Source organism: Pantoea sp. 1B4, assembly GCF_016925765.1.
Taxonomy (GTDB): Bacteria; Pseudomonadota; Gammaproteobacteria; order Enterobacterales; family Enterobacteriaceae; genus Pantoea; species Pantoea agglomerans.
The window spans coordinates 2,306,598-2,332,703 of sequence record NZ_JAEUWZ010000001.1 but is presented as its reverse complement, the minus strand read 5'-3'; the positions used below and the strand labels follow the sequence as shown (position 1 = coordinate 2,332,703).

Below are 26,106 nucleotides of genomic sequence, written 5' to 3'. Positions count from 1 at the left end.
TTGAGGAGAGTGACCTATCCCGTTACCGCGTTTTATCCCTCAATCACCGCTTTATCAGAATTTCCCGCTTGCTGACCTGACTGCGTCAGGACATTCTTGTTTTAACTCAATGTTTTATTAAAATTCGATTTTCAGGAGAAGTAACGTGACCCAAGCGGCAGACACCCATGCCAGGTACCCGACATTAAGCGGCGGGCAGTACGCCTTCTTTTTTGATGTCGACGGCACGCTGGCAGCGATTCAGTCCCGTCCCGAAGCGGTATTTATTCCTGAGCAGGTCATCGCGCAACTGCAGCAGCTCTCTGCACTCTCGCAGGGCGCGCTGGCGCTGGTCTCCGGCAGACCCATAGAACAACTCGATGCCCTGGCCGCTCCCTGGTACGGCCCGGCTGCGGGCGTACATGGTGCTGAGCGCCGTGATGCAGAGGGTAATCTGCAACGCATCAGCCTGCCGGTCGAGGTGGAGCAATCGCTCAGGGCGGAATTGCAGGATGCCATGGCATCCTGGCCTGGCACCCAGCTGGAGGTAAAAGGCATGGCTTTCGCACTTCACTACCGCCAGGCGATGCAGCATGAGCAGGATGTGATGCGACTGGCTGAACAGTCAGTGAAACGTTTTCCCGGACTGGCGCTTCAGCCGGGGAAATGTGTGGTTGAGATTAAACCGGCAGGTATCGATAAAGGCGCCGCAATCAGCGACTTTATGCAGCAGCCCCCTTTTGCCGGACGTACGCCGGTCTTTATTGGCGACGATCTGACGGATGAGAAGGGCTTTCTGGCCGTGAACGCACGGCAGGGCGTCTCGATCAAAGTCGGAGAAGGTTCCACCCAGGCCCATTATCGGCTTCATGATGTCGATGCGGTTTACGGCTGGCTGGAAAGAACATTATTACTATCAGATCAAGACAACGTCGGTAAGGAGTTTAGGTTATGAGTCGTTTAGTGGTTGTATCTAACCGTGTCGCCATGCCCGATGGGTCAAAAACCAGCGCTGGCGGTTTGGCCGTCGGTATTCTCGATGCACTGAAAAGCACCGGTGGACTGTGGTTTGGCTGGAACGGTGAAATCAGCGAGTACACAGGCGAAGAGGTAGAAGAAGTCACGGTTCAGGAACATGAAGGTATTGAGTATGCCTCGTTCCCGCTGAGCCAGAACGATTACGATCTCTACTATTGCCAGTTCTCAAACACTGTCATCTGGCCCGCATTCCATTATCGCCTTGACCTGGTTCAGTTCCAGCGGGAAGCCTGGGAAGGGTATTGCGACGTTAACGATGCGGTGGCACAGCGTTTAAAACCGCTGATCAAGCCGGATGATATTGTCTGGATCCACGATTATCACTTTTTTACCGTTTGCAGCCGCGCTGCGTCGGGCGGGCATTAATAACCGCATCGGCTTCTTCCTGCATATTCCGTTCCCGACGCCTGAAATATTTAATGCGCTGCCGCCGCACAAAGAGCTTCTGGAAATGCTGTGCGAATATGACCTGCTGGGTTTCCAGACCGAATCGGATCGGGTGGCCTTCCTCGACAGCGTCAGCCAGCTCACTCAGCTGCAGAATAAGGGCGACAAAAAACATCGCGCCTTTGGCAACACCTTTATGACTGAGGTTTATCCCATCGGGATTGAGCCAGACAGTATTAAAGAGATGGCCGAAGGGCCGCTGCCACCGAAAATGGCCGCCATGAAGAAAGAGCTGGGCGATGCACGCAATATTATTGCCTGCGAACGTCTTGATTATTCCAAAGGTCTGCCTGAGCGTTTTCTTGCCTATGAAGCGCTGCTGGAGAACTTCCCGCAGCATCGCGGCAAAATTCGCTACTCGCAGATTGCACCGACCTCGCGCGGCGATGTGCAGGCGTATCAGGATATCCGTCATCAGCTGGAGACCGAAGCAGGGCGCATCAACGGTAAATACGGTACGCTGGGCTGGACCCCGCTCTACTACCTTAACCAGCATTTTGACCGTCGCCTGCTGATGAAAATCTTCCGTCTGACCGATGTCGGTCTGGTTACGCCGCTGCGTGACGGTATGAACCTGGTGGCGAAAGAGTACGTGGCTGCGCAGGACCCGGATGATCCCGGTGTACTGGTGCTGTCGCGCTTTGCGGGTGCGGCTAACGAGCTCACCTCCGCGCTGATTGTAAATCCGTATGACCGTGATGAAGTGGCAGCCGCGCTGGATAGGGCGATTACTATGCCGCGTACCGAAAGGATTTCACGCTACAACGACATGATGGCGGTATTGCGTAAAAATGATATTACCGCCTGGCGTGAAGGCTTCCTGAAAGACCTGGAGCGCATTGAACCGCGCAGCGTTGACCACAACACGGTTAACAAGGTCGCGACCTTCCCAAAACTCGCCTGATATCTCTTCTGACTCAGGTTATGAAAGCAGCGGCGCCTCTACGGCGTCGCTGTTTTTTTTCGGCCCAGGTCACAGAAAACTTGCCTGCTATCTGTTAATGACCGTTTGCTACGATTCTACGCTGATAACGTCAGTGGCTGCCCGGAGTGGCCCGATAAATGCAGGTAAGCCCGGAAATCCCCGTCCTGTCAGCCCCTGCCGCTTTCTTTACCTTCTTTACTCAAGTTTCTCTTCAGGCTGCCGATAGTGATAGTGCCAACGCATAACCCTTCGTTAATTCATTCGACTTTCTTATATAACCCCTTGTTACAGTGGGAATCAGAGTCTGTACACCCCACCACCACTGTTAACGTCAGGTTGCCAGAAATCTGACCTGCTGCCGTATAAACCTTAACGATTTCATTACTCACCCTCTGCGATACTCCCCTTAAGTAACTAATTTAAAAGCAAATACCTGCAGGTCGCAGCAGCATAATATGCTGATAACCTTTCTTTGGGTGGTTCTAAATAGGGTGTTAAAGCGATTAACACCCGATATTCATTCCGGACTGCGCAAAGCGTCAAATAGCGATGCTTTTACCCCCCTATTAAACCTTTCTCAGGACCAATTGGACTTAAAATCGGGCTTTTTTTGCTCAAAAAATGACCAGTCGGTAAGTAATGGTAAAGGGTTGCTGAAGAAATTTGCGTTAAAAGTGTGATCTGCGTCACACTTTATCTAAAATTTCACATCACTGTCGTTGTATGTCGAAATCAGACGATATAGATTTGCGTTGTTTTCGGAATAGTCCTAAAAAATGTAAGAAGACGTCACGGAAGATGTCCAGAACTCGAAAATAAAATGGCATGGATTTTCGACCTTCGGTGGGTCTGAAACCCACACAAAAATGGAAGGCGAAAACGGTGACATTAACGTTACGTAAAGTTTTTTTTGCCATCTTTTGATTTAACAAACAGCAGCTCGAACCGCAGATTTATTCTGCGATACAGTTACGTCGCATCTCTCAGGATGGAAAAATAATGGGCACCTCTGAAGTACTGAAACATATTTACGATCTCAACTTGTCTTATTTACTGCTTGCGCAGCGTTTAATTAACCAGGATAAAGCTTCTGCAATGTTTCGCCTCGGAATTGACGAGAAAATGGCGAATGCATTATCTGAATTAACATTGCCTGAGATGGTAAAAATGGCGGAAACCAATCAACTGGTTTGCCAGTTTCGTTTTACCGATAGCAGCACCATTAATCGCCTGACGCAGGAATCACGCGTGGATGATTTACAACAAATCCACACCGGCATTTTATTATCGAGCCGTTTACTGCGTAATGCGTCTAAAGATGATGCACCTGCTAAAAAGAGAGCAATGTCATGAGTGAGAAAAGTATTGTTCAGGAAGCACGTGATATTCATCTCGCGATGGAGCTCATTACATTAGGTGCCCGCTTACAGATGCTTGAGAGCGAAACCCAGCTGAGCCGCGGTCGTCTCATTAAGCTCTATAAAGAATTACGTGGCAGTCCGCCACCGAAAGGTATGCTGCCGTTCTCTACGGACTGGTTTATGACGTGGGAGCAGAACATTCATGCTTCTATGTTCTGTAACGCCTGGAAGTTTTTGCTGAAAACCGGGTTGTGCAGCGGCGTCGATGCCGTGATTAAAGCTTACCGCCTGTATCTTGAACAGTGTCCTCAATCGGACGAGGGCCCGCTGTTGGCGCTGACTCGTGCCTGGACCCTGGTCCGATTCGTTGATAGCGGTATGCTGGAACTGGCAGATTGTAAAAGCTGCAACGGCAGCTTTATTAATCATGCGCATCAGCCGGTTGGCAGCTTTACCTGCAGCCTGTGCCAGCCACCATCACGGGCAGTAAAAAAGACGTAAACTTTCTGCAGAACCTGCCGATATGTTTCCACAACTGCTGGATGAACAGGTTAAACACGCCGTTTAAGTTTGTTCGCACTGTGGAAGCCATCCAGCAGCGGTTAATACCGCTGCTTTTTTTTGCTTGCGGTTCAGGAATAACATCTGCGGCTCTCTGGCTTAACTTCCACCAACACGTTACGGACGTAAGGATTTTTTTGTGCTGATAATTATAGGTTACCTGATTGTTTTAGGCTCCGTGTTGGGCGGATATGCGCTGGTAGGTGGCCATCTGGGCGCGCTTTATCAGCCAGCCGAATTATTAATGATCGGCGGTGCCGGTGCCGGTGCTTTTTTTAGTCGGCAACAACGGTAAGTCGATTAAAAAAACGCTGAAGGCGCTGCCTAAGTTATTTCGCGGCTCCAAGTACAACAAAGCGGTTTACATGGATTTGATGGCGCTGCTTTATCGCCTGATGGCGAAGTCGCGTCAGCAGGGTATGTTATCGCTGGAACGCGATATTGAAGATCCCAGCCAGAGTGAAATTTTTGCTAATTATCCCCGCATTCTTGCCGATAAACAGTTAGTGGATTTTATTACTGACTATTTGCGCCTGATGGTGAGCGGCAACATGAACGCTTTTGAAATCGAAGCGTTGATGGATGAAGAGATTGAGACCTACGAACACGAGTGTGACGTACCAGCGCAAAGTATTGCTGCAGTGGGTGATGGTCTTCCGGCATTCGGTATCGTCGCCGCGGTAATGGGCGTGGTCCATGCACTGGCTTCGGCTGATCGTCCGGCCGCTGAACTCGGTGCGCTGGTCGCGCATGCGATGGTGGGCACCTTCCTGGGCATCCTGCTGGCCTACGGGTTTGTCTCTCCACTCTCGTCAGTGCTGCGTCAAAAGTGTGCGGAAACCACCAAGATGATGCAGTGCATTAAGGTGACATTGCTGTCGAGCCTGAATGGTTACGCGCCGCAGATTGCGGTGGAATTTGGTCGTAAGACGCTCTATTCCGCCGAGCGCCCGTCGTTCAGCGAACTGGAAGAGCACGTACGTAACGCCAAGAACCCGGCTAAACAGACTTCAGACGAGGCTTCATGAAACACGGCAATCGCCCAATTGTGCTGATCAAAAAGCGCAAACATAAAGGCCATGAAGGCAGCCACGGATCGTGGAAGATTGCCTACGCCGACTTTATGACGGCGATGATGGCCTTTTTTATGGTGATGTGGCTGCTCTCAATCGCCAACCCGCAGGAGCTGGTGCAGATAGCAGACTACTTCAAAACACCGCTGAAGGTAGCGATTACCGGCGGGGCGCGCAGCAGCGACAGCGAGAGCCCGATCCCCGGCGGTGGTGATGATCCGACCAAAAAGATTGGCGAAGTGAACAAAGTCGTCGATATGGACGCCCAGAAACGCAAGCTGGATGAGATTCGCCTTAACCGGCTGCGTGAAAAGCTCGACCAGCTGATTGAAGCGGATCCGCGTCTGAAAGCGCTGCGCCCGCATCTGATCATCAACATGGTGGAAGAGGGGCTGCGTATTCAGATTATCGACAGCCAGAATCGCCCGATGTTTAAGACCGGTCGGGCCGAGGTTGAGCCCTATATGCGCGATATTCTGCGTGCGATAGCGCCAGTCCTTAACGACATTCCGAACCGCATCAGCCTGGCCGGACATACCGATGATTTTCAGTATGCCAGCGGTGACAAAGGCTACAGCAACTGGGAACTGTCGACAGACCGTGCTAACGCCTCACGCCGTGAACTGGTGATGGGCGGCTTAGACAGCGGAAAAATTTTACGGGTGTTGGGTATGGCCGACACCATGCGCCTGAAAAATCGTGGCGGTAATGACGCCGTTAACCGCCGCATCAGCCTGCTGGTGTTGAACCACGACACCGAAGCGGCAATAGAAAAAGAGAACGCAGAAAGTGATGCCGTCCAGATCAGCGATCCGGCGGCCATTGAACAGATTACCGCACCTGCAACACCAGGCGGCGCGGTGAATACAGCAGCCCCCCTCACAGCCGAGGTGATTCCCGTGAGTATGGACATCAGCGATTTTTACCAGACGTTTTTTGATGAAGCCGATGAGCTATTAGCGGATATGGAACAACACCTGTTGGGCTTAGACCCGCAGGAGCCAGATTCGGAACAGCTTAACGCCATCTTCCGTGCCGCTCACTCCATTAAGGGTGGGGCCGGAACCTTTGGTTTTACGGTATTACAGGAAACGACTCATATCCTGGAAAACATTCTGGATGGTGCTCGTCGCGGCGAGATGCAGCTCAGCACCGACATCATCAACCTGTTTTTGGAAACCAAAGATATTATGCAGGAACAGCTCGATGCTTATAAAACCGCGCAGGAGCCTAACGCGGAGAGCTTCAAATATATCTGTGAAGCGCTGCGCCAGCTGGCGCTAGAGGCCAAAGGTCTGCCGGTTGATGTTCCGGCCAGTGTTGCCACTGCCAGCGCAGAACCGGCCAGCACCAGCGGCCTGCGTGTACAGCTGATCGATCTCAAAGAGAAAGAGGTCGATCTGATGCTGGAAGAGATGAGTAATCTCGGCACCCTGACCAACGTGCAGAAGGGCAGCACCACGCTGGATGTCTGCATTGATGGTGTCGGTAAAGATGACATCGTGGCGGTGCTCTGCTTCGTCATCGACGAAGCACAGATCCGCTTCCCGGCAGCTGACGAAGCCGTTGCCGCGCCAGCTGCTGTTGCAGCCGAGGCCGAACCGGTGGTGGAAGACGCTCACACCGCCACCGTCACCGAACTGCCGGTGGCCGCAGTGAAGCGTGAAAGTAAGCGCGTCGCGGCCCCTGCCAAATCGAGCGAATCCACCAGCATCCGTGTTGCGGTGGAGAAAGTCGATCAGCTGATCAACCTGGTGGGCGAACTGGTGATTACCCAGTCAATGCTCGCTCAGCGTTCCGGCGAACTCGATCCGGTCGCGCACGGCGACCTGCTGAACAGCATGGGTCAGCTGGAGCGTAACGCCCGCGATCTGCAGGAATCGGTGATGTCGATTCGTATGATGCCAATGGAATATGTCTTCAGCCGCTTCCCGCGTCTGGTGCGTGACCTGGCCAGCAAACTCGGCAAAGAGGTCGAACTGACGCTGCTGGGCAGCTCAACCGAACTCGATAAGAGCCTGATTGAACGCATCATCGATCCATTAACGCACCTGGTGCGTAACAGCCTTGACCACGGTATCGAAACGCCAGAGAAACGTCTGGTGGCCGGTAAAGTGGCAACCGGTAACCTGACGCTTTCAGCGGAACATCAGGGCGGCAACATCTGCATCGAAGTGTCTGATGATGGAGCCGGTCTGAATCGTGAACGTATTCTGGCTAAAGCCCTCTCATCGGGCCTGCCGGTTCACGAGAACATGAGCGACGAAGAGGTCGGCATGCTGATCTTCGCACCGGGCTTCTCCACCGCAGAGCAGGTGACAGATGTTTCAGGACGCGGCGTCGGTATGGACGTGGTGAAACGAAATATTCAGGAGATGGGCGGTCACGTCGAGATCGCCTCGAAGCAGGGCAAAGGCACCACCATTCGTATCCTGCTGCCGCTGACCCTGGCCATCCTTGATGGGATGTCCGTTCGTGTGGCCGATGAAGTCTTTATTCTGCCGCTGAATGCGGTGATGGAGTCGCTGCAACCGCGCGCCGAAGAGCTGAAACCGCTGGCCGGTGGCGAGTGCGTGCTGGAAGTGCGTGGCGAATATCTGCCACTGGTCGAGCTGTGGAACGTCTTTGATGTGCAGGATGCCAAAACCGAGGCCACTCAGGGCATCGTGGTAATCCTGCAAAGCGCGGGCAAACGTTACGCGCTACTGGTCGATCAGCTGATTGGCCAGCATCAGGTGGTGGTGAAGAACCTGGAAAGTAACTATCGCAAAGTGCCGGGCATCTCTGCCGCCACCATTCTTGGCGATGGTAGCGTGGCGCTGATTGTTGATGTTTCAGCACTGCAATCACTTAACCGTGAAAAACGTGTGGCTGGCGCTGCCGCCTGATTGATAACGAAAGGGTAAATAACATGAATGGAATGGCAACCGTGACAAAAATCGCTGGCGAAACTGTGGGTCAGGAGTTTCTGGTCTTCACGCTGGGCGACGAAGAGTACGGCATCGATATCCTCAAAGTTCAGGAAATTCGCGGTTACGATCAGGTAACGCGTATCGCAAATACCCCTGAATTTATCCGCGGCGTCACTAACCTGCGCGGCGTAATCGTGCCGATTATCGATCTGCGCGTGAAGTTTGCGCAACCCGATGTTGAGTACAATGAAAACACCGTGGTTATCGTGCTGAATCTGGAAAATCGCGTGGTCGGTATCGTGGTTGACGGCGTCTCTGATGTGCTGTCGCTGACCCAGGATCAGATCCGTCCTTCACCAGAGTTCGCTGTGACCATGTCCACCGAGTACCTGACCGGTCTGGGTGCGCTGGGCGATCGCATGCTGATTCTGGTCGACATTGAGAAGCTGCTGAGCAGCGACGAGATGGCGCTGGTGGATAACCTGCGTAGCGCGTAATTGAATCATCACGGGCCGGTTATGGCTGGCCCGTGATAGTTTCACTGAGCGATAATTCCTTTCTATTCATAGAATAAAGCCGCATTGCACTCTAATTTCCCGCTGTCACCTGCCGATAATCCCTCAGTCACTTTAATTACCTACTTTCTTCAGGGTTACTCATGTTAACGAAAATCCGTGTTGTCACCAGCCTGTTACTGGTGTTGCTGGTGTTTGGGCTGTTACAGGCCTTCTCCGGTTCTGTTTTCTACTCCGCATTAAGCCACGACAAGCAAAGCTTCGCCGTGTCGCAGCTGGCGATGCAAAATACGCAGTCGCTCAACGACGCCTATATGAGTCTTAACCAGAGCCGGGTGCTGCTGACCCGTATTCAGCTGCGTTTCGCCACCAGTAAGCTGGAAGGCAAAACGGCCGATGTCGCCACGCTGTTTGACGACAGCAAAAACTTTCAGCAGGCGGCCGCCGGTTTTTTCAAAGTCTTTAAAGAGACACCCGATACGCCGGGACAGAATAGTGAGTTAAACAACCAGCTGGAGCAGCGCTACAGCGACTATGGCGCTGCGCTGGATCAGTTGCAGACGGCGCTACAGGCAAACGATCTGATTGCGGCCGGTAAAGCCCCGGTGGCGCCAAGCCAGAGTGCGTTTCTGACGGTTTACCGTGAATGGCGAGCCGATCAGAATCGCCTGACTACGCTTGGTGTTGAAGAGAACAGTTCTGCTTACAGCCGTATGATGTGGATCCTCTCCACCATCATGGCCGTCGTGGTCGCCGTGATCGTGCTCTGCTGGTTTGGATTGCGCAAAATCGTGATGACACCCCTCAACAGCAGCATTAATCACATCCAGCATATCGCCCAGGGCGATTTAACCCAGCCGATTGTGGTGGAAGGGCGCAATGAGATGACTCAGCTCGCGGCCAGTCTGCATGACATGCAGCAGTCACTGGTGCGCACGGTGACCAATGTGCGTGACGGCTCGGATGCGATTTTCACCGGTGCCAGCGAGATCTCTGCCGGAAACAATGATCTTTCTGCCCGCACAGAACAGCAGGCTGCGTCACTGGAGCAGACGGCGGCCAGCATGGAGCAGCTCACTGCCACGGTGAAACAAAACGCCGAAAACGCCCGCCAGGCATCACAGCTGGCACTCAGCGCCTCAGAAACCGCAGAAAAAGGCGGCAACGTGGTGGCGGGTGTCGTGAAAACCATGAGCGAAATCGCTGGCAGTTCGAAGAAGATTGCCGATATCACCAGCGTGATTGATGGCATTGCTTTCCAGACCAATATTCTGGCGCTTAACGCCGCCGTTGAAGCGGCGCGTGCCGGAGAGCAGGGTCGCGGTTTTGCCGTGGTCGCGGGCGAGGTGCGTAATCTGGCCCAGCGCAGCGCCCAGGCGGCAAAAGAGATCAAAGGGTTGATCGATGACTCAGTGAACCGGGTCAATGTCGGTTCGCAACTGGTCGGCACCGCCGGGGAAACCATGAGCGATATCGTCAGTGCGGTTACGCGCGTCACCGACATCATGGGTGAAATCGCCTCGGCGTCGGACGAGCAGAGTCGCGGTATCGATCAGGTCGGGCAGGCGGTCACTGAGATGGATCGCGTTACCCAGCAGAACGCCTCGCTGGTAGAAGAGTCCGCTGCGGCAGCCGCTTCGCTGGAAGATCAGGCCAGCCGGTTAAGTCAGTCAGTGTCGGTCTTCAAAATTAAACGCGGCGCCTTGCAGCAGACGCTGACAAAGCATCTGCCGATTGCCGCACCCGCTACGGCGGCGCTGGCACCACGCAAAGCCCTGACGGCGCCGGTCAGTGATACTCACTGGGAAACCTTCTGATGTCACGCTGCGCATCCTGCGGGATGCGCAGCAACCCCTCGCGATTCCTCTGCGTAAAGCCAAACTCAGCAGCTCATGCTGATAAAAATAATTACAAAAGCCACTTCTCTCCTGAAAGCGCTGAATAGCGTTAATTAATCCTGTTACATCGCCGATATAGCCGCTGCACCTAAATTAACCTGCAGGGGAACAAGATGTTAAAAAAAATAAAAGTGGTGACCAGTTTAATCGCAGTCCTGGTCATCTTTGGCGCGCTCCAGCTAGTCGCTGGCAGCCTTTTCTGGTCAGCCCTCAATAAAGACAAAGAGTCCTTTGCGCTGTCTCAGGTCTCTAATCGCAATGTCACCGAGATGACTGACGCCTATATTTCACTGAACAACAGCCGTACCACGCTGAACCGCGGCATGCTGCGCTTACAGACCAGCATGGCCTCGCAGATGAACGGCGGTCAGCTTGATGAGCTGATCAACAAAGCCAATACCCAGTTAGCGGAAGCCGATCGCCACTTTAAAATCTATTACCATCTGCCAACCACGTCGGGTCTTGACGAAACCATGGGCGACACGCTTGAAGCCGATTACGCTAACTACGAAAACGGCCTGAAGGCGATGGTAAAAAAGTCTGCAGGCGCGTGACCTGGAAGGGATGTTTAAACAGAACATTGAGCAGAAACAGGTCGCGATGCAGGAGAGCTACAACAAATGGCGTGCGCGTCAGACTGAGCTTTCCGATCAGGGAATGGCGCAGAACCAGAAAGCCTTTAAACAGATGATGTGGCTGCTGGCCGCGATTGGTGTTGCGGTGCTTGCGGTGATTATTACCTGCTGGTTTGGCCTGCGTCAGGTGCTGATTCAGCCGCTGCAACAGCTGCTGGCACAGATTCGCGCTATTGCCTCCGGCGATTTGACCCAGCCGATTGTGGTTGAGGGGCGTAATGAGATGAGCCAGCTGGCAGCAGGCATTCATGAGATGCAGCAGTCGCTGGTGATGACGGTGGGGAATGTGCGTGACGGCTCTGATGCCATCTTTACCGGTGCCAGCGAAATCGCCGCCGGTAACAACGACCTGTCGGCCCGCACCGAAGAGCAGGCCGCTTCGCTGGAGCAGACCGCCGCCAGCATGGAGCAGCTCACCGCCACGGTGAAGCAGAATGCTGACAACGCCCGTCAGGCATCCCAGCTGGCGCTGACCGCCTCCGAAACCGCGCAGCAGGGCGGTAAAGTGGTGAATGGCGTGGTCACAACCATGAAAGAGATCGCCGGCAGCTCGAAGAAGATCGCGGACATTATCAGCGTGATCGACGGCATCGCCTTCCAGACTAATATCCTGGCGCTGAATGCGGCGGTTGAAGCGGCACGTGCCGGTGAACAGGGTCGCGGTTTTGCGGTGGTGGCCGGTGAAGTGCGCAGTCTGGCCCAGCGCAGCGCTCAGGCCGCCAAAGAGATTAAAGGCCTGATTGAAGACTCGGTGTCACGCGTCAACAGCGGTTCACTGCAGGTTGAAAGCGCCGGCAGCACCATGAATGAGATTGTGGGTGCCGTGACCCGCGTTACCGACATCATGGGTGAGATCGCCTCGGCTTCCGATGAGCAGAGCCGCGGTATCGAGCAGGTCGGTCTGGCCGTTACCGAAATGGATCGCGTGACACAGCAGAACGCCTCGCTGGTTGAGGAATCTGCCGCCGCTGCGGCCGCACTGGAGCAGCAGGCCAGCGTCCTGACCCAGGCCGTCTCCGTTTTCAAAATTTCCCGCGCCTGATTTTCCCTCTTTCAACATGGCGGCGGCGTAAAGCCGTCGCCATGCATAAAGTTCCCCCCCGTCTCCGCCGATAAATACACACGAATCGCCAACCAATGAGGTGTTTATGTTTAGTCGAGTACGAGTCGTCTCCGGCCTGCTGTGTGTGCTGGCGCTGTTTGCGCTGCTGCAGCTGTTTTCCGGCGGAATGTTTTTCAAAACTGTCAGTTCAGATAAAGAGAATTTTGCCTACAACCAGCGCCTGAATACTCTGCAACAGGCGATGGGCACCTCATGGGTTTCGCTGGTTCAGGCGCGTAACACCCTTAACCGCGCCGGTATCCGTTTTCTGCAGGATGCACAGATGTCGGGCTCGGGTGCCAGCGTGAAAGAGCTGGTCGCCCTGGCGGGTGAGGAGCTGAAGCAGGCTGAAGTCAGCTATCAGATATTCAACGATAACCTGTCAGAAGAAGGTAAAACGGCCGAAAACGTCCGGGCGTTACAGGCGAACTACAAGGCCTATCACGATGCGCTGGCGGAGCTGATGGTCTTCTTCACCGCCGGCAATTTCAAAGGTTTTGTGGATCAGCCGACCCAGAGCTACCAGGACAAGTTCCAGAAAGATTACAGCGAGTGGCTTGAGCACAATAAAGCGCTGTCTCAGCAGGGTGTGGAAGCCAACCAGCACGCGTATAACCGCTCCATCACTATTGTCATCGCCACGCTGGCAGTGACCTTGCTGATGATTATCCTGGTGTGGAACGTGATGCGCTCGGTGCTGATCCGTCCGCTGCGTCAGAGTATTGAGCATATCCAGCACATCGCACGGGGCGATCTGACCCAGCCGGTTGAGATTAGCGTGCGTAACGAAATCGGTGAGTTACTCACTTCGCTGCAGCACATGCAGCAGGAGCTGGTCCGCACCGTGCGTACCGTACGAGACGGCTCTGATGCCATCTATACCGGTGCCAGCGAAATCTCCATCGGCAATAACGATCTCTCTTCGCGTACCGAACAGCAGGCCGCTTCGCTGGAGCAGACCGCTGCCAGCATGGAGCAGCTCACCGCGACCGTGAAGCAGAATGCCGAAAACGCCCGTCAGGCGTCCAAGCTGGCGCTGACCGCCTCTGAAACCGCGCAGCAGGGCGGCAAAGTGGTGGATGGCGTGGTCACCACCATGAAAGAAATTGCGGGCAGTTCCAAGAAGATTGCCGATATCACCAGTGTGATTGATGGCATCGCCTTCCAGACCAACATCCTGGCGCTGAATGCCGCCGTTGAAGCGGCGCGTGCCGGTGAGCAGGGTCGCGGTTTTGCGGTCGTTGCTGGTGAAGTGCGCAGCCTGGCGCAGCGCAGCGCCCAGGCCGCCAAAGAGATTAAAGGTCTGATTGAAGATTCGGTTAGCCGCGTTAATACCGGCTCGGTGCTGGTAGAGAGCGCCGGTGACACCATGAGCAACATCGTCAGCGCGGTCACCCGCGTCACCGACATCATGGGTGAGATCGCCTCAGCGTCAGACGAACAGAGCCGTGGCATTGACCAGGTGGGGCTTGCCGTGACCGAGATGGATCGCGTCACCCAGCAGAACGCCTCACTGGTCGAAGAGTCAGCAGCAGCGGCTGCAGCGCTCGAAGATCAGGCAAGTCACTTAAAACAAGCGGTATCAGTGTTCAATATTGGTAAAGAATTTGTCGCTCAGGCCGTTAACAAGACAACGGCGATGAAAACTCTCCAGTCAGATGCACCGTTAGCCGTTGGTCGTTCGCCTGCTACCCGCAGCGACGACAACTGGGAAACCTTTTAAACGCCCGTGGCCCGGCCGCCATTGAGCCGCCGGGCATCGCAGCAGACAAATAATGTATTGAGTTCGGGCCAGGTGCAGAGATGAAAAAATCGACAATTTTAGATCAAAATGAGACGACAACGCTGCTGTCGCAAATGGTGCAGCGTTTACCGCTCTCCGATACGCATTTTCGTCGTATCAGCCAGCTGATCTATCAGCGTGCCGGTATCGTACTGGCCGATCACAAGCGTGAGATGGTTTACAACCGTCTGGTTCGTCGCCTGCGTACGCTGAATATCGATGATTTCGGTCGCTACCTGGCGCTGCTGGAGTCCGATCCGAACAGTGCCGAGTGGCAGGCGTTTATCAATGCCCTGACCACTAACCTGACCGCGTTCTTCCGCGAAGCGCATCACTTCCCGATTCTGGCGGAGCATGCACGTAAGCGACAGGGCAACTTCAGCGTCTGGAGTACCGCAGCGTCAACCGGCGAAGAGCCTTACTCCATCGCCATGACGCTGGCGGAAGCGCTGGGCACCGGACCGGGCAAGTTCCAGGTTCATGCCAGCGATATCGACACCCAGGTGCTGGAAAAAGCGGTGGCGGGTGTTTATCGCCAGGAGGAGCTGCGCACGCTGTCACCCGCGCAAATGCAGCGCTACTTCCTGCGCGGCACCGGTCCTCATGCCGGTATGGTGCGGGCGCGTCCCGAGCTGACCAATATGGTCACTTACGCGCAGCTTAACCTGCTGGCCAATGACTGGGCGCTGCCGGGTCAGTTCGACGCTATTTTCTGTCGCAACGTGATGATCTATTTCGATAAAGAGACGCAGGAGAAGATTCTGCGTCGGTTTGTCCCGCTCCTGAAGCCGGGTGGCATTCTGTTCGCCGGGCACTCAGAAAACTTCAGTCAGATCAGTAAAGAGTTCTGGCTGCGCGGGCAAACCGTCTATGGACTGACGAAGGAAAGATGATGAGCAAAATCACCGTGATGTGCGTAGATGACTCTGCGCTGATGCGGCAGTTGATGACTGAAATCATCAACAGCCATCCGGATATGGAGATGGTCGCTACGGCGCCCGATCCGCTGGTCGCCCGCGATTTGATTAAGCAGTTCAATCCGCAGGTGCTGACGCTGGATGTGGAAATGCCGCGCATGGATGGCCTCGATTTCCTGGAAAAACTGATGCGGTTACGGCCAATGCCGGTGGTGATGGTTTCATCGCTGACCGGGAAAGGCTCTGAAATTACCCTGCGCGCGCTGGAGCTGGGAGCGGTGGATTTCGTCACCAAGCCACAGCTCGGTATCCGCGAAGGGATGCTGTCTTACAGCCAGATGATTGGCGACAAAATTCGTGCCGCTTCCCGTGCCCGACTGCACAACCGTGCAGCGATGCCGGTGCCGGCGACGCTGAAAGCGGGCCCGCTGCTGAGTAGTGAGAAGCTGATTGCGATTGGCTCCTCAACCGGGGGTACCGAGGCGATTCGCCATGTGCTGCAGCCGTTACCGGCGACCAGCCCGGCACTGCTGATTACCCAGCATATGCCGCCAGGCTTTACCCGCTCTTTTGCCGAGCGTCTGAACAAGTTGTGTCAGATCACGGTGAAGGAAGCTGAAGATGGTGAGCGTATTCTGCCAGGCCATGCCTACATCGCGCCAGGCGCAATGCACATGGAGCTGGCCCGAAGTGGCGCCAACTATGTGGTGAAACTGAATGAAGGACCACCGGTTAACCGGCACAAACCCTCTGTGGATGTGCTGTTTAAATCGGTGGCAACTTACGCCGGACGAAATGCGGTGGGGGGTCATCCTCACCGGCATGGGCAACGACGGTGCCGCCGGGATGCTGGAAATGCATCGGGCAGGCGCCTGGACTATTGCCCAGAACGAAGCCAGCTGTGTGGTATTTGGCATGCCGCGTGAGGCCATTGCCACAGGCGGCGTGAGCGAAGTCGTGGATTTAAGCAACATCAGCCAGCATATGCTGGCGAAAATTAGCGCCGGACAGGCATTGCGTATTTAACAGGCCCGTCCCGCCGGGCGAGACAACTCAGGAGTAGATATGGCTGATAAAAACATGCGCTTTTTGGTAGTAGACGACTTCAATACGATGCGTCGTATTGTGCGTAACCTGCTGAAAGAGCTGGGCTTCAATAACGTAGAAGAAGCGGAAGATGGTGTGGACGCCCTCGGCAAACTGAAAGCGGGTGGTTTCGACTTCGTGATTTCCGACTGGAACATGCCAAACATGGATGGCCTGCAGCTGCTGCAGACCATTCGTGCCGACGCGGCAATGAGTTCGCTGCCGGTGTTGATGGTGACCGCGGAAGCGAAGAAAGAGAACATTATCGCCGCCGCCCAGGCCGGTGCCAGCGGATATGTCGTGAAGCCATTCACTGCGGCAACCCTGGAAGAAAAGCTGGGTAAAATTTTCGAAAAACTGGGCATGTAAGGGGATGTGATGAGCGACTTTCCGAAACCAACTGAGGATGCCGCGGCACACGACATCATTTCACGTATTGGCTCTCTGACGCGCATGCTGCGCGACAGCCTGCGCGAGCTGGGGCTGGATAAAGCCATAGCCGATGCGGCTGAAGCCATTCCTGATGCCCGCGACCGTCTGGATTATGTTGTGCAGATGACGGCGCAGGCCGCCGACCGTGCGTTGAACTGTGTTGAAGCAGCACAACCCCATCAGGATAAGATGGAAGCCGGGGCAACCCAGCTGAAAGGGCGTTGGGATGAGTGGTTTGAGAACCCGATTGAACTGGGTGATGCGCGGGAGTTGGTGACGGATACGCGCGCATTCCTCACCGCCGTGCCAGAGCATACCGCCTTTACCAACAAGCAGCTGCTTGAAATCATGATGGCGCAGGATTTCCAGGACCTGACCGGTCAGGTGATCAAGCGCATGATGGATGTGATCCAGGAAATTGAGCGCCAGCTGTTAATGGTGCTGCTGGAGAATATGCCAGAAGTCAGCGCTGAGAAGCGTCAGGAAGGCACCAGCCTGCTGAACGGGCCCCAGATTCACGCCGATGCACCGGGCGTGGTGGCGAACCAGGATCAGGTTGATGACCTGCTGGACAGCTTAGGGTTCTAGGTTTCGTCCGCCTGCGGGCGGGTGAAACAGCTGCAGATTATAATAAACAGGGTCACCTTCGGGTGGCCCCTTTCCGCATTGTCAGACCCATCCCCGAAAGAACGCCTGTTTTCTTCATCTTATCTCCGCTTTAACTTAAGCCAGATTTGTCATCCTATGCTCAGAATTCCTGCCAACCGAGGTTTGTCGTGGCTGAAGATAGCGACGAAGACAAAACAGAATCGCCCACGGCCCACCGACTTGAGAAAGCGCGTGAAGAGGGCCAGATTCCGCGTTCGCGCGAACTCACATCCGTACTGATGCTGCTGGCCGGCATCATGATCCTGTGGATGGGCGGCAACATGATGGCGCACCGGCTGGCGGCGATGGTCGCCACCGGACTCCGTTTTGACCACGGCATGGTCAGAGATGACAAAATTATCGTCAGCCACATCGGCAGCCTGATCACGCAGGCACTGATGGCGCTGCTGCCATTGATGGGCGGTCTGGTGCTGGTGGCAATCGCCGCGCCCATGCTGCTGGGCGGTATCGTTTTCAGCGGTAAATCGATCAAGTTCGACCCGAAGAAGATGAGCCCGATGGCTGGGTTCAAGCGAATGTTTGCGGCGCAGGCCTGGACCGAACTGTTTAAAGGCATCCTTAAGACTATTCTGGTTGGCTCGGTGGGCTGGTGGTACATCTGGAGCCACTGGCCCGAGATGCTGCGGCTGATTAGCGAAGCGCCCGTCACCGCGCTGATTCACGGCATGGAGATGATCGCAGTCTGCTGTTCGCTGGTGATGCTGGGGCTGATCCCGATGGTCGGATATGACGTCTTCTGGCAGCTGCACAGCCACTTTAAAAAGCTGAAGATGTCGATGCAGGAGATCCGCGACGAGCATAAGCAGCAGGAAGGTGACCCGCACGTTAAAGGGCGCATCCGGCAGCAGATGCGCGCCGCAGCGCGACGCCGAATGATGGCGGATGTGCCGAAAGCCGATGTCATCGTCACCAACCCGACGCACTACTCGGTGGCACTGCAGTACAACGAGAAGAAGATGAGTGCGCCGAAAGTGGTGGCGAAAGGCGCAGGTGAGATCGCCCTGAGAATTCGTGAACTGGCTGCCGAACACCGCATCCCGGTTCTGGAAGCACCGCCGCTGGCGCGTGCGTTATACCGACATACTGAAATTGGTCAGCACATTCCCGGCGCGCTCTATGCCGCCGTGGCCGAGGTGCTGGCGTGGGTCTGGCAGTCGCGTCGCTGGAAGCGCGAAGGCGGCCTGATCCCAACCAAACCAAAAAACCTGCCGGTTCCGGCAGAGATGGACTTTGCAGGAGAGAGCAAAAACGATGGCTAATAACCTGGCCGCAAAACTACGTTTACCGGGCAACTTTAAAGATATGCAGTGGCAGGTGCTGGCCGGGCCGGTACTGATCCTGATGATCCTGTCGATGATGGTTCTGCCATTACCGCCGTTCATCCTCGATCTGCTGTTCACCTTTAACATTGCGCTGTCGATCATGATCCTGCTGGTGGCGATGTTCACCCAGCGGACCCTGGAGTTTGCGGCGTTCCCGACCATTCTGCTGTTCTCTACCTTGCTGCGTCTGGCGCTGAACGTGGCTTCAACCCGTATCATCCTGATGGAAGGGCATACGGGTGCCGCCGCGGCAGGACAGGTGGTTGAAGCGTTCGGTCACTTCCTGGTGGGCGGTAACTTCGCCATCGGTATCGTGGTGTTTATCATCCTCGTCATCATCAACTTTATGGTTATCACCAAAGGTGCCGGTCGTATCGCCGAAGTGGGCGCGCGCTTTGTGCTGGACGGGATGCCCGGTAAGCAGATGGCCATCGATGCCGACCTTAACGCCGGTCTGATCGGTGAAGAGGACGCCAAACGCCGCCGTGCCGAAGTGACCCAGGAAGCGGACTTCTACGGTTCGATGGACGGTGCCAGTAAGTTCGTTCGTGGTGATGCCGTCGCCGGTATTATGATCATGGTGATCAATGTCATCGGCGGCCTGCTGGTGGGCGTGGTGCAGCACGGTATGGATGTGGGTCATGCCGCAGAGACCTATACGCTGCTGACCATCGGTGATGGTCTGGTAGCGCAGATCCCGGCGCTGGTTATCTCTACCGCAGCCGGTGTTATCGTGACGCGCGTTGCCACCGATCAGGATGTCGGCGAACAGATGGTCACTCAGCTGTTCAAAGATCCGCGCGTGCTGATGCTGAGCGCCGGCGTGATTGGTCTGCTGGGTCTGGTGCCGGGCATGCCGAACTTCGTCTTCCTGCTGTTCACCGCCGCCTTACTGGGTCTGGCCTGGTGGCTGCGCGGCCGCGAAATGCAGCCGAAGAAGAAAGTGGAAGTCACGGGCGGCATCGCCAAAACGGCGGACACGCCAGCCGCCACTGAAGCGTCGTGGACCGATGTGCAGCTGGAAGATACGTTGGGCATGGAAGTGGGCTATCGCCTGATTCCGATGGTCGATCATCAGCAAAACGGTGAGCTGCTGGGACGTATCCGCAGTATCCGTAAGAAAGTCGCTCAGGATGTCGGTTTCCTGCCGCCGGTGGTGCATATCCGCGACAACATGGAGCTGCCACCGGCACGCTATCGCATCCTGATGAAAGGGGTGGAGATTGGCAGCGGTGATGCCTATCCTGGCCGCTGGATGGCGATTAACCCGGGCACGGCTGCCGGAAGTCTGCCAGGCGAAGCGACCGTTGATCCCGCCTTTGGACTGGCGGCGGTCTGGATTGATAGCGCGCTGAAAGAGCAGGCACAGATTCAGGGCTTTACCGTAGTTGAAGCCAGTACCGTGGTGGCAACCCACCTCAACCATCTGATTGGCCAGTTCGCCAGCGAGCTGTTTGGCCGTCAGGAAGCGCAGCAGCTGCTGGATCGTGTGACTCAGGAGATGCCGAAGCTGACCGAAGATCTGGTGCCGGGAGTGATCTCGCTGACCACCCTGCACAAGGTGCTGCAGAACCTGCTGGTGGAGCGGGTGTCGATTCGCGATATGCGCACCATTATCGAAACGCTGGCGGAACATGCGCCGGTGCAGAGCGATCCGCAGGAGCTGACCAGCGTGGTGCGTGTGGCGCTGGGCCGTGCGATTACTCAGCAGTGGTTCCCGGGTAATGACGAAGTGCAGGTTATCGGGCTCGATTCCACGCTGGAGCGCCTGCTGTTACAGGCGTTGCAGGGCGGTGGCGGACTGGAGCCGGGTCTGGCCGATCGGCTGTTAAGTCAGGCACAGGCGGCATTACAGCGTCAGGAGATGCTGGGCGCGCCGCCGGTGCTGCTGGTCAATCATCCGCTGCGTGCGCTGCTGGCGCGTTTCCTGCGCCGCAATCTGCCACAGCTGGTGGTGCTCTCTAATCTGGAGCTGAGCGACAACCGTCAGATCCGCATGACTGCCACCATCGGAGGCAAATAATGCGCTGGCTGGTGATGGCATTCGTGATGCTGCCACTGATGGCGCAGGCGGCCGGTGGTGCGTGGAGCGCCACGGCCAATGGGCCGCTGCTGGCGAACCGCGGCAGCTGGCAACGGGCGCAGCCGCTGACGCCGCCCGCCGACATTGGCGGGGAGGTCAGCGTCATTAACTGGCGTTACCAGCTGAGCAGACCGGCCCCGTCCGGCCTGCAGGTGCGCTTGTGCGGCGAACAGCGCTGCACTTCCCTGGAGGGGGCCAGCGGCACCACGCGCGGGCTGGCACATCTGAGCGCCAGTGAGACCCTGCACATGGTGTTTGGTTTTGCCGGAAGCGGGGCGCTACCACCCGGATTAAGGGTGGTGAGCAGTGAAGTGATGGTCAATTACGAGTAAGGGTATCGTTGCTGAATTGACTGAAGGCGAGCCGGAGATCGCCTCCTGGCTCCCTTGTTACGTGATGACCCTGGCTGTAAACCGATGCTAACCCTGACCCAGCGGCTGACAGATAATTGACCCGTTTCAAATCCCGTCATGACCAGTGCGTTATAAAGCTTTTCACGCCAGCTGATTCTCTTTCTGCACCAGAAAATCCTTCAACGGTGTTACGCGACTGATCTCCTCCTGTGCCCTGGCATCATGCATCACTTCCCAGATATCGACACTGTTTTGCAGATTAAGCCAGAACTCAACGCTGGTTTCGAAAGCTGCAGCCAGCCTGAAAGCCATATCCGGCGTCAGCTTCCGGTTATTGTTGACCAGAGCGCTGACGGTGTTGCGGTGCACTTTGAGCATCTCCGCTAAGTCGAGAATCTTCAGGCCGGTTGGCTCCAGATATTCGTAAAGTAATACGTCACCGACAGTGGTCGGTTTGCGGGTCGCCTGGTTCATAGTCTTGCTCTCTTTATTACTGACAGAGGTTGATGTGTTACATGCTGTCTTACAGCGCCTGATGCAGCCAGGCTCAGTTTTCATCGCTTGTGCGTTTTATAACTATGAGCATCCAGATAAAGGTCAACGGCCTTACCTTCTATCCATTTAAAGATCAGCCGATATTGCTCATTGACCCTGATTGAAGCATACCCCTTGAGAGGCGGGTTTAGTTCCTCATAACGATTGCCAGGCGGCGACTTTAAATCCTTATAGCTAATCGCCGCATTGATGATGTCGAGCTTTCGCGCCAGCGCTGATGAGAGGCTTGACGGTATTCTTTTGGAAAATTTGCCATATAAAAAATAATCCTTAAGCCAGTCATCCCTGAAACTTTCAATATTCCTTAACGTCGCCACCTCATTACCTCCCTGTATCACACTGAAAACAATTTAACGCACCGATGCACAGTGCGCAAGTGCGTAGTTTGTATTCAGGCGTTCACCCCCTTCATTCCCTCCTCAGAGTAGCGACTGCCTTTAACTTCAATCTGCTGATGAACAGCGTTCAGCATCCCGATATCTTCCTCTTCCAGCTCAATATCTGCGGCCTGCGCGTTTTCAGTAAGGTAAGCGATCTGTTTGGTGCCCGGTATCGGCACAATTTTGTCATACTGTGCCAGTAGCCAGGCCAGCGCAATCTGCCCGGTGGTGGCGTGATATTTCTCAGCAAGTGGCGTCACCGCGTTAAGAAGCTGGAGATTGTGATCGATATTTTCCTGCCGGAAACGGTCATTATTTTTGCGGAAATCACCCTCGGCAAAATCGCTGTTTTTACGGTATTTACCCGTCAGGAATCCTCTGCCCAGCGGCGAATAGGGCACCAGTCCGACACCGAGCTTTTTCACCGTCGGCAGAATCTGTTCTTCGATGTCACGCGTCCAGAGTGAATACTCCGTCTGCAGCGCGGCCAGCGGATGGATCGCCTGCGCCCGATTCAGTGTTGAAGCCGATGCTTCACACAGCCCAATCCGGGCAATCTTTCCCTCCTGCACCAGACGGCTGAGACACTGCATGCTCTCCTCAATCGGTGTCGCCGGACTGATCCGGTGCAGATAAAAGAGATCGATGCGCTCAACACCCAGCCGTTTCAGTGATCCATGGCAGCAGCGGGTAATGTAGTCCGGCTGATTGTTAATGGTGCGGGCATAGGCCTCGTCAGCAGGACGCTCAATCCCACATTTGGTGGCCACGGTGAACTTAAGCCGTTCGGCCTGATTGAGCCCGGCAAGAAACTGACCTATCAACTGCTCGTTGTGACCGCGCCCGTAAAGATCGGCGGTATCGACAAAGGTGATATCCAGATCGCGCAGCTTATTGAGCAGTTGCAGGGAATGACGGTCATCGGTCTGACCATAAAATTCGCTGAGCCCCATCGCACCATAGCCGATTGCGCTGACGTCCAGACCCTGAGTTAACGTTCGCTTTTTCATTGTCGCTCCTCGTAAGTGAGACGCGATTGTTTCACTCCGCGTGAAAGCAATGAATTGCTCTTTCCGTCATGCAAAAAAGGTATCAGGCGAATGAAAGCGCTTCAGACATCCATCCGGCATGTCGATACAGTAAGATCTCAGCAACAGGCTGAGCGGGGATTAACAAGTAAGAAGAGGGGGGATGCTTCACTGCGTTTCAGCGATGCGGCATCATGCGGACTTTATCGCATCCCCGGGATGAGAGAGTTCTCTCAGCGCATTGAGAACCGCCTCATTTTTTTCATCGGCGCGAATCGCCGCGTAAACATCAATCGCCAGCGGCTGTGCCGCATCTTCTGTCAGCGGGCGATAACAGAGACCTGCCTGATTAAAGGTGCATTTTGACTGCGGCATCAGGGCGAACCCTTTTCCTCTGGCGATGTGTGACAGCATCAGCAGGGAATCGTCCGGCTCTCTCACCCGTTTCAACGTGACGCTGAGCGTGGCGAAGTAGCGCTCGCATTTATCGTAAAACAGCGGATTGGCGCTGCGGGCAAACCAGAACAGCGGCAGATCGGCCAGCGCTTCCAGCGAGACCCGTTCCGCCACACTGGCAGGATGCGCCGACGGTATGGCAATCAGCAGCGGCTCACGGTAAACCCAGGCGTACTGAATGGTGTCTTCCGTATCCGACCCCTTTTCTCCGGTGAGTATCAAATCCAGACTGTTTTTGGCCAGGCTTTGCAAAAGCTGAGGGGAGGTCAGGCGGGGCATCTCCATCTCTTCGCTGGCATGAAAAGCGGCGAGCTGCCGGTTAAGTGGCGAAATCAGTTCAAAGTTCAGCGTGCGGGTCAGCCCGATGCGTAGCCGTGCTGCGGCGGGCTGCGCATCCTGCTTCAGGGCATTCAGCGCAGTCAGGATCGCTTCCGCCTTCGCGACCAGCGCACGGCCAGAATCGGTGAGCGTTACCTCATGGGTCGTGCGGCTGAACAGCGAGTGGCCCAGCAGATCTTCCAGACTCTGAATCTGACGGGTCAGCGGCGGTTGCGTCATGCTGAGACGTTCTGCGGCCCGGCGAAAATTCAGCTCGTGCGCAACAGCCAGAAAGCACTGTAACTGTTTTATGGTGGGAAGGTGGCTGCTGATGAGGTGCGCGGCTACAGACATAACACCATCCTGCTGCGAAGTTTGAGGGATCAGAGCGGATATACGAATTCAGCAACGGAGAGGGAAACCCCTCTCCGTTTCAGAGATTACATGCGCTCGACGGTGTCGATGCCCAGCGTATCCAGGCCCTGCTTCAGCGTCTTCGCGGTCAGCGCGGCCAGCTGCAGTCGGCTCAGACGGGTTGTGTCTGATTCTGCGGTGAGAATCGGGCAGTGCTCGTAGAATCCGGAGAACAGACCGGCCAGATCGTAGAGATAGGCACACATCACGTGTGGCGTGCCGTCACGAGCGACCTGCGTAATGACCTCTTCGAACTGCAGCAGACGGGTGGCCAGCTGCGCTTCACGCTCTTCGCTGATCACAATCTCCGCATCCAGCGAATCGGCATCAATGCCCGCCTTGCGGAACACGGAGAGAACGCGGGTATAGGCATACTGCATGTAAGGCGCGGTGTTGCCTTCGAACGCCAGCATGTTGTCCCAGTCGAAAATGTAATCGGTGGTACGGCTTTTTTGACAGGTCGGCGTATTTTACCGCGCTGATGCCAACCACTTCCGCCAGCGTTTTCACTTCCGCTTCGCTCATCTCCGGGTTCTTCTCACGCACCAGCGTGTAGGCACGCTGATAGGCTTCATCCAGCAGATCGGAGAGCTTGATGGTGCCACCGCTGCGGGTTTTGAACGGACGGCCATCTTTGCCCAGCATCATGCCGAATGCATGGTGCTCCAGCGGAACAGATTCCGGCACATAACCCGCTTTGCGGACGATAGTCCAGGCCTGAACCAGATGCTGATGCTGACGTGAGTCGATGTAATAGAGCACACGATCGGCTTTCAGCGTTTCGTAACGATATTTCGCACAGGCGATATCGGTGGTGGTGTAGAGGTAGCCGCCATCCTTTTTCTGGATGATGACGCCCATCGGTTCACCCTCTTTGTTCTGGAATTCATCCAGGAACACCACGGTCGCACCTTCACTCTCTACCGCTAAGCCTTTCTGTTTCAGATCGGAGACGATGCCAGGCAGCATATCGTTATAGAGACTTTCACCCATAACATCATTGCGCGTCAGCGTGACGTTCATGCGGTCATAGATTTTCTGGTTCTGACTCATGGTGATGTCGACCAGCTTCTTCCACATCTGGCGGCAATAGTCATCGCCGCCCTGTAATTTCACCACATAACTGCGCGCGCGCTCGGCAAACTCAGGATCTTCATCATAAGTGCGCTTGGCTTCACGGTAGAAGCCTTCGAGATCGGCCAGCGCCATCTCTGCATGATCTTCATTCTGCTGCTTTTCCAGGAACGCGATCAACATACCGAACTGCGTTCCCCAGTCGCCAACGTGGTTCGCTCGGATCACTTTATGTCCGAGAAACTCCAGCGTACGCACCGCCGCGTCACCAATGATGGTGGAGCGGACGTGGCCCACATGCATCTCTTTCGCAACGTTAGGCGCAGAGTAGTCGACGACGATAGTCTGGGGCTCGGCCAGTTGCACGCCAAGGCGCGGCAGACGCAGCGCTTCCCGGGCATGACTGGCCAGCCAGTTGTGGTCAAGGAAGATATTGATGAAGCCCGGCCCGGCAATTTCGACTTTGCTGGCGATGCCGGTCAGGTCGAGGTGCTGAATCACCGTTTCCGCTAATTGTCGCGGTGCCTGTCCCAGCTTTTTCGCCACGGCCATAATGCCGTTGGCCTGATAGTCTCCAAACTGAACCCGGGCGGATTGACGAACCTGGGGTTCGCAATCGGCGGGTGCGCCGGCTAAAACCATTGCCTGACTGACTTTTGCGGAAAGAAGTGCCTGAATATTCACCGAGTTACCTTCATGTGCTGAGCAACGCCCGGACCAGAAAGCCGGGCTGTCATCATCTTGCCTGAGCGCATCGCGTCACGGAGAGGCAGAAACGGATGGGGCAGAC

At 55.4% G+C, this 26,106-nt stretch carries 16 protein-coding genes and 7 pseudogenes; 18 read left to right on the top strand and 5 right to left on the bottom strand.

All coding sequences use genetic code 11. The features are described from left to right. The first annotated feature begins 145 nt into the window (after positions 1 to 145). From otsB to JNO11_RS11320, 18 genes and pseudogenes are all read left to right on the top strand, one after another. The gene (gene otsB, locus JNO11_RS11405) at positions 146 to 934 is read left to right on the top strand and encodes a trehalose-phosphatase (RefSeq protein ID WP_022625498.1); all 789 of its coding nucleotides are present in this window, start codon (positions 146 to 148) and stop codon (positions 932 to 934) included. Beyond that, positions 931 to 2,368: pseudogene (gene otsA / locus JNO11_RS11400) on the top strand (alpha,alpha-trehalose-phosphate synthase). Before otsB ends, otsA begins: the two are co-directional and overlap by 4 nt. Before the next feature lie 1,020 nt (positions 2,369 to 3,388). Further along, a complete protein-coding gene (gene flhD, locus JNO11_RS11395; protein WP_010258528.1) occupies positions 3,389 to 3,742 on the top strand; it encodes a flagellar transcriptional regulator FlhD in 354 nt (117 codons plus the stop codon). Further along, positions 3,739 to 4,318, top strand: a pseudogene (gene flhC, locus JNO11_RS11390) (flagellar transcriptional regulator FlhC). Before flhD ends, flhC begins: the two are co-directional and overlap by 4 nt. A gap of 132 nt (positions 4,319 to 4,450) precedes the next feature. After that, positions 4,451 to 5,339 (top strand): annotated as a pseudogene (gene motA / locus JNO11_RS11385) (flagellar motor stator protein MotA). Beyond that, positions 5,336 to 6,154 (top strand): annotated as a pseudogene (gene motB / locus JNO11_RS11380) (flagellar motor protein MotB); the annotation flags it as partial. The pseudogenes motA and motB, both read left to right, overlap by 4 nt. A 135-nt stretch (positions 6,155 to 6,289) precedes the next feature. Continuing rightward, on the top strand, positions 6,290 to 8,272 hold the full coding sequence (gene cheA / locus JNO11_RS11375; RefSeq protein ID WP_325177668.1) for a chemotaxis protein CheA: 1,983 nt from the start codon (positions 6,290 to 6,292) through the stop codon (positions 8,270 to 8,272). Positions 8,273 to 8,295: 23 nt separating this feature from the next. After that, positions 8,296 to 8,793 (top strand): chemotaxis protein CheW, encoded by a 498-nt coding sequence (gene cheW, locus JNO11_RS11370; protein WP_010258541.1) that lies wholly within the window; start codon positions 8,296 to 8,298, stop codon positions 8,791 to 8,793. A 161-nt stretch (positions 8,794 to 8,954) separates the two neighbouring features. After that, positions 8,955 to 10,628 (top strand): methyl-accepting chemotaxis protein, encoded by a 1,674-nt coding sequence (locus tag JNO11_RS11365; RefSeq protein ID WP_010258543.1) that lies wholly within the window; start codon positions 8,955 to 8,957, stop codon positions 10,626 to 10,628. Between the two features lie 194 nt (positions 10,629 to 10,822). After that, a pseudogene (locus JNO11_RS11360) lies at positions 10,823 to 12,386 on the top strand (methyl-accepting chemotaxis protein). A 106-nt stretch (positions 12,387 to 12,492) separates the two neighbouring features. Then, positions 12,493 to 14,169 (top strand): methyl-accepting chemotaxis protein, encoded by a 1,677-nt coding sequence (locus JNO11_RS11355; RefSeq protein WP_033778982.1) that lies wholly within the window; start codon positions 12,493 to 12,495, stop codon positions 14,167 to 14,169. An 80-nt stretch (positions 14,170 to 14,249) separates the two neighbouring features. After that, a complete protein-coding gene (cheR, locus tag JNO11_RS11350) occupies positions 14,250 to 15,122 on the top strand; it encodes a protein-glutamate O-methyltransferase CheR (protein WP_010258551.1) in 873 nt (290 codons plus the stop codon). Further along, positions 15,122 to 16,172 (top strand): annotated as a pseudogene (locus JNO11_RS11345) (chemotaxis response regulator protein-glutamate methylesterase). Before cheR ends, JNO11_RS11345 begins: the two are co-directional and overlap by 1 nt. 39 nt (positions 16,173 to 16,211) lie before the next feature. Next, complete coding sequence (cheY, locus tag JNO11_RS11340; RefSeq protein WP_010258559.1) at positions 16,212 to 16,601, top strand: chemotaxis response regulator CheY; 390 nt, start codon at positions 16,212 to 16,214, stop codon at positions 16,599 to 16,601. A gap of 9 nt (positions 16,602 to 16,610) precedes the next feature. Continuing rightward, the gene (gene cheZ / locus JNO11_RS11335; RefSeq protein ID WP_003849160.1) at positions 16,611 to 17,252 is read left to right on the top strand and encodes a protein phosphatase CheZ; all 642 of its coding nucleotides are present in this window, start codon (positions 16,611 to 16,613) and stop codon (positions 17,250 to 17,252) included. A 188-nt stretch (positions 17,253 to 17,440) separates the two neighbouring features. Next, the gene (gene flhB, locus JNO11_RS11330; protein WP_033772015.1) at positions 17,441 to 18,592 is read left to right on the top strand and encodes a flagellar biosynthesis protein FlhB; all 1,152 of its coding nucleotides are present in this window, start codon (positions 17,441 to 17,443) and stop codon (positions 18,590 to 18,592) included. After that, positions 18,585 to 20,678: a flagellar biosynthesis protein FlhA gene (gene flhA / locus JNO11_RS11325; RefSeq protein WP_124890046.1), complete on the top strand. Its 2,094-nt coding sequence runs from the start codon at positions 18,585 to 18,587 to the stop codon at positions 20,676 to 20,678. Before flhB ends, flhA begins: the two co-directional genes overlap by 8 nt. Further along, positions 20,678 to 21,070: a flagellar protein FlhE gene (locus JNO11_RS11320; RefSeq protein WP_010670816.1), complete on the top strand. Its 393-nt coding sequence runs from the start codon at positions 20,678 to 20,680 to the stop codon at positions 21,068 to 21,070. Before flhA ends, JNO11_RS11320 begins: the two co-directional genes overlap by 1 nt. A 162-nt stretch (positions 21,071 to 21,232) precedes the next feature. Here the strand turns inward: JNO11_RS11320 and JNO11_RS11315 are convergent, their stop codons facing one another. The 5 genes and pseudogenes from JNO11_RS11315 to argS all read right to left on the bottom strand — a co-directional run bounded on the left by JNO11_RS11315 (position 21,233) and on the right by argS (position 26,000). Further along, positions 21,233 to 21,565 carry a HigA family addiction module antitoxin gene (locus JNO11_RS11315; protein ID WP_010258577.1) on the bottom strand — a complete coding sequence of 111 codons (333 nt, stop codon included), beginning with the start codon at positions 21,563 to 21,565 and terminating at the stop codon, positions 21,233 to 21,235. Between the two features lie 80 nt (positions 21,566 to 21,645). Continuing rightward, positions 21,646 to 21,963, bottom strand: coding sequence for a type II toxin-antitoxin system RelE/ParE family toxin (locus JNO11_RS11310; RefSeq protein WP_010670815.1), 318 nt, complete (start codon positions 21,961 to 21,963; stop codon positions 21,646 to 21,648). A 74-nt stretch (positions 21,964 to 22,037) separates the two neighbouring features. After that, entirely contained in the window at positions 22,038 to 23,036 is a 999-nt protein-coding gene (locus JNO11_RS11305) for an aldo/keto reductase (RefSeq protein ID WP_325177307.1), read from the bottom strand. 210 nt (positions 23,037 to 23,246) lie between these two features. Further along, positions 23,247 to 24,182: a LysR family transcriptional regulator gene (locus JNO11_RS11300; RefSeq protein WP_325177306.1), complete on the bottom strand. Its 936-nt coding sequence runs from the start codon at positions 24,180 to 24,182 to the stop codon at positions 23,247 to 23,249. Positions 24,183 to 24,268: 86 nt separating this feature from the next. After that, positions 24,269 to 26,000 (bottom strand): annotated as a pseudogene (gene argS / locus JNO11_RS11295) (arginine--tRNA ligase). Positions 26,001 to 26,106: the final 106 nt, after the last annotated feature.

Excerpts from the sequence above, each read along its gene's own strand:
- flhD (WP_010258528.1), top strand. The coding sequence starts at position 3,389 with ATGGGCACCTCTGAAGTACTGAAACATATTTACGATCTCAACTTGTCT.
- cheA (WP_325177668.1), top strand. The coding sequence starts at position 6,290 with ATGGACATCAGCGATTTTTACCAGACGTTTTTTGATGAAGCCGATGAG.
- cheW (WP_010258541.1), top strand. The coding sequence starts at position 8,296 with ATGAATGGAATGGCAACCGTGACAAAAATCGCTGGCGAAACTGTGGGT.
- JNO11_RS11365 (WP_010258543.1), top strand. The coding sequence starts at position 8,955 with ATGTTAACGAAAATCCGTGTTGTCACCAGCCTGTTACTGGTGTTGCTG.
- JNO11_RS11355 (WP_033778982.1), top strand. The coding sequence starts at position 12,493 with ATGTTTAGTCGAGTACGAGTCGTCTCCGGCCTGCTGTGTGTGCTGGCG.
- cheR (WP_010258551.1), top strand. The coding sequence starts at position 14,250 with ATGAAAAAATCGACAATTTTAGATCAAAATGAGACGACAACGCTGCTG.
- cheY (WP_010258559.1), top strand. The coding sequence starts at position 16,212 with ATGGCTGATAAAAACATGCGCTTTTTGGTAGTAGACGACTTCAATACG.
- cheZ (WP_003849160.1), top strand. The coding sequence starts at position 16,611 with ATGAGCGACTTTCCGAAACCAACTGAGGATGCCGCGGCACACGACATC.
- flhA (WP_124890046.1), top strand. The coding sequence starts at position 18,585 with ATGGCTAATAACCTGGCCGCAAAACTACGTTTACCGGGCAACTTTAAA.
- JNO11_RS11320 (WP_010670816.1), top strand. The coding sequence starts at position 20,678 with ATGCGCTGGCTGGTGATGGCATTCGTGATGCTGCCACTGATGGCGCAG.
- JNO11_RS11315 (WP_010258577.1), bottom strand. The coding sequence starts at position 21,565 with ATGAACCAGGCGACCCGCAAACCGACCACTGTCGGTGACGTATTACTT.
- JNO11_RS11305 (WP_325177307.1), bottom strand. The coding sequence starts at position 23,036 with ATGAAAAAGCGAACGTTAACTCAGGGTCTGGACGTCAGCGCAATCGGC.
- JNO11_RS11300 (WP_325177306.1), bottom strand. The coding sequence starts at position 24,182 with ATGTCTGTAGCCGCGCACCTCATCAGCAGCCACCTTCCCACCATAAAA.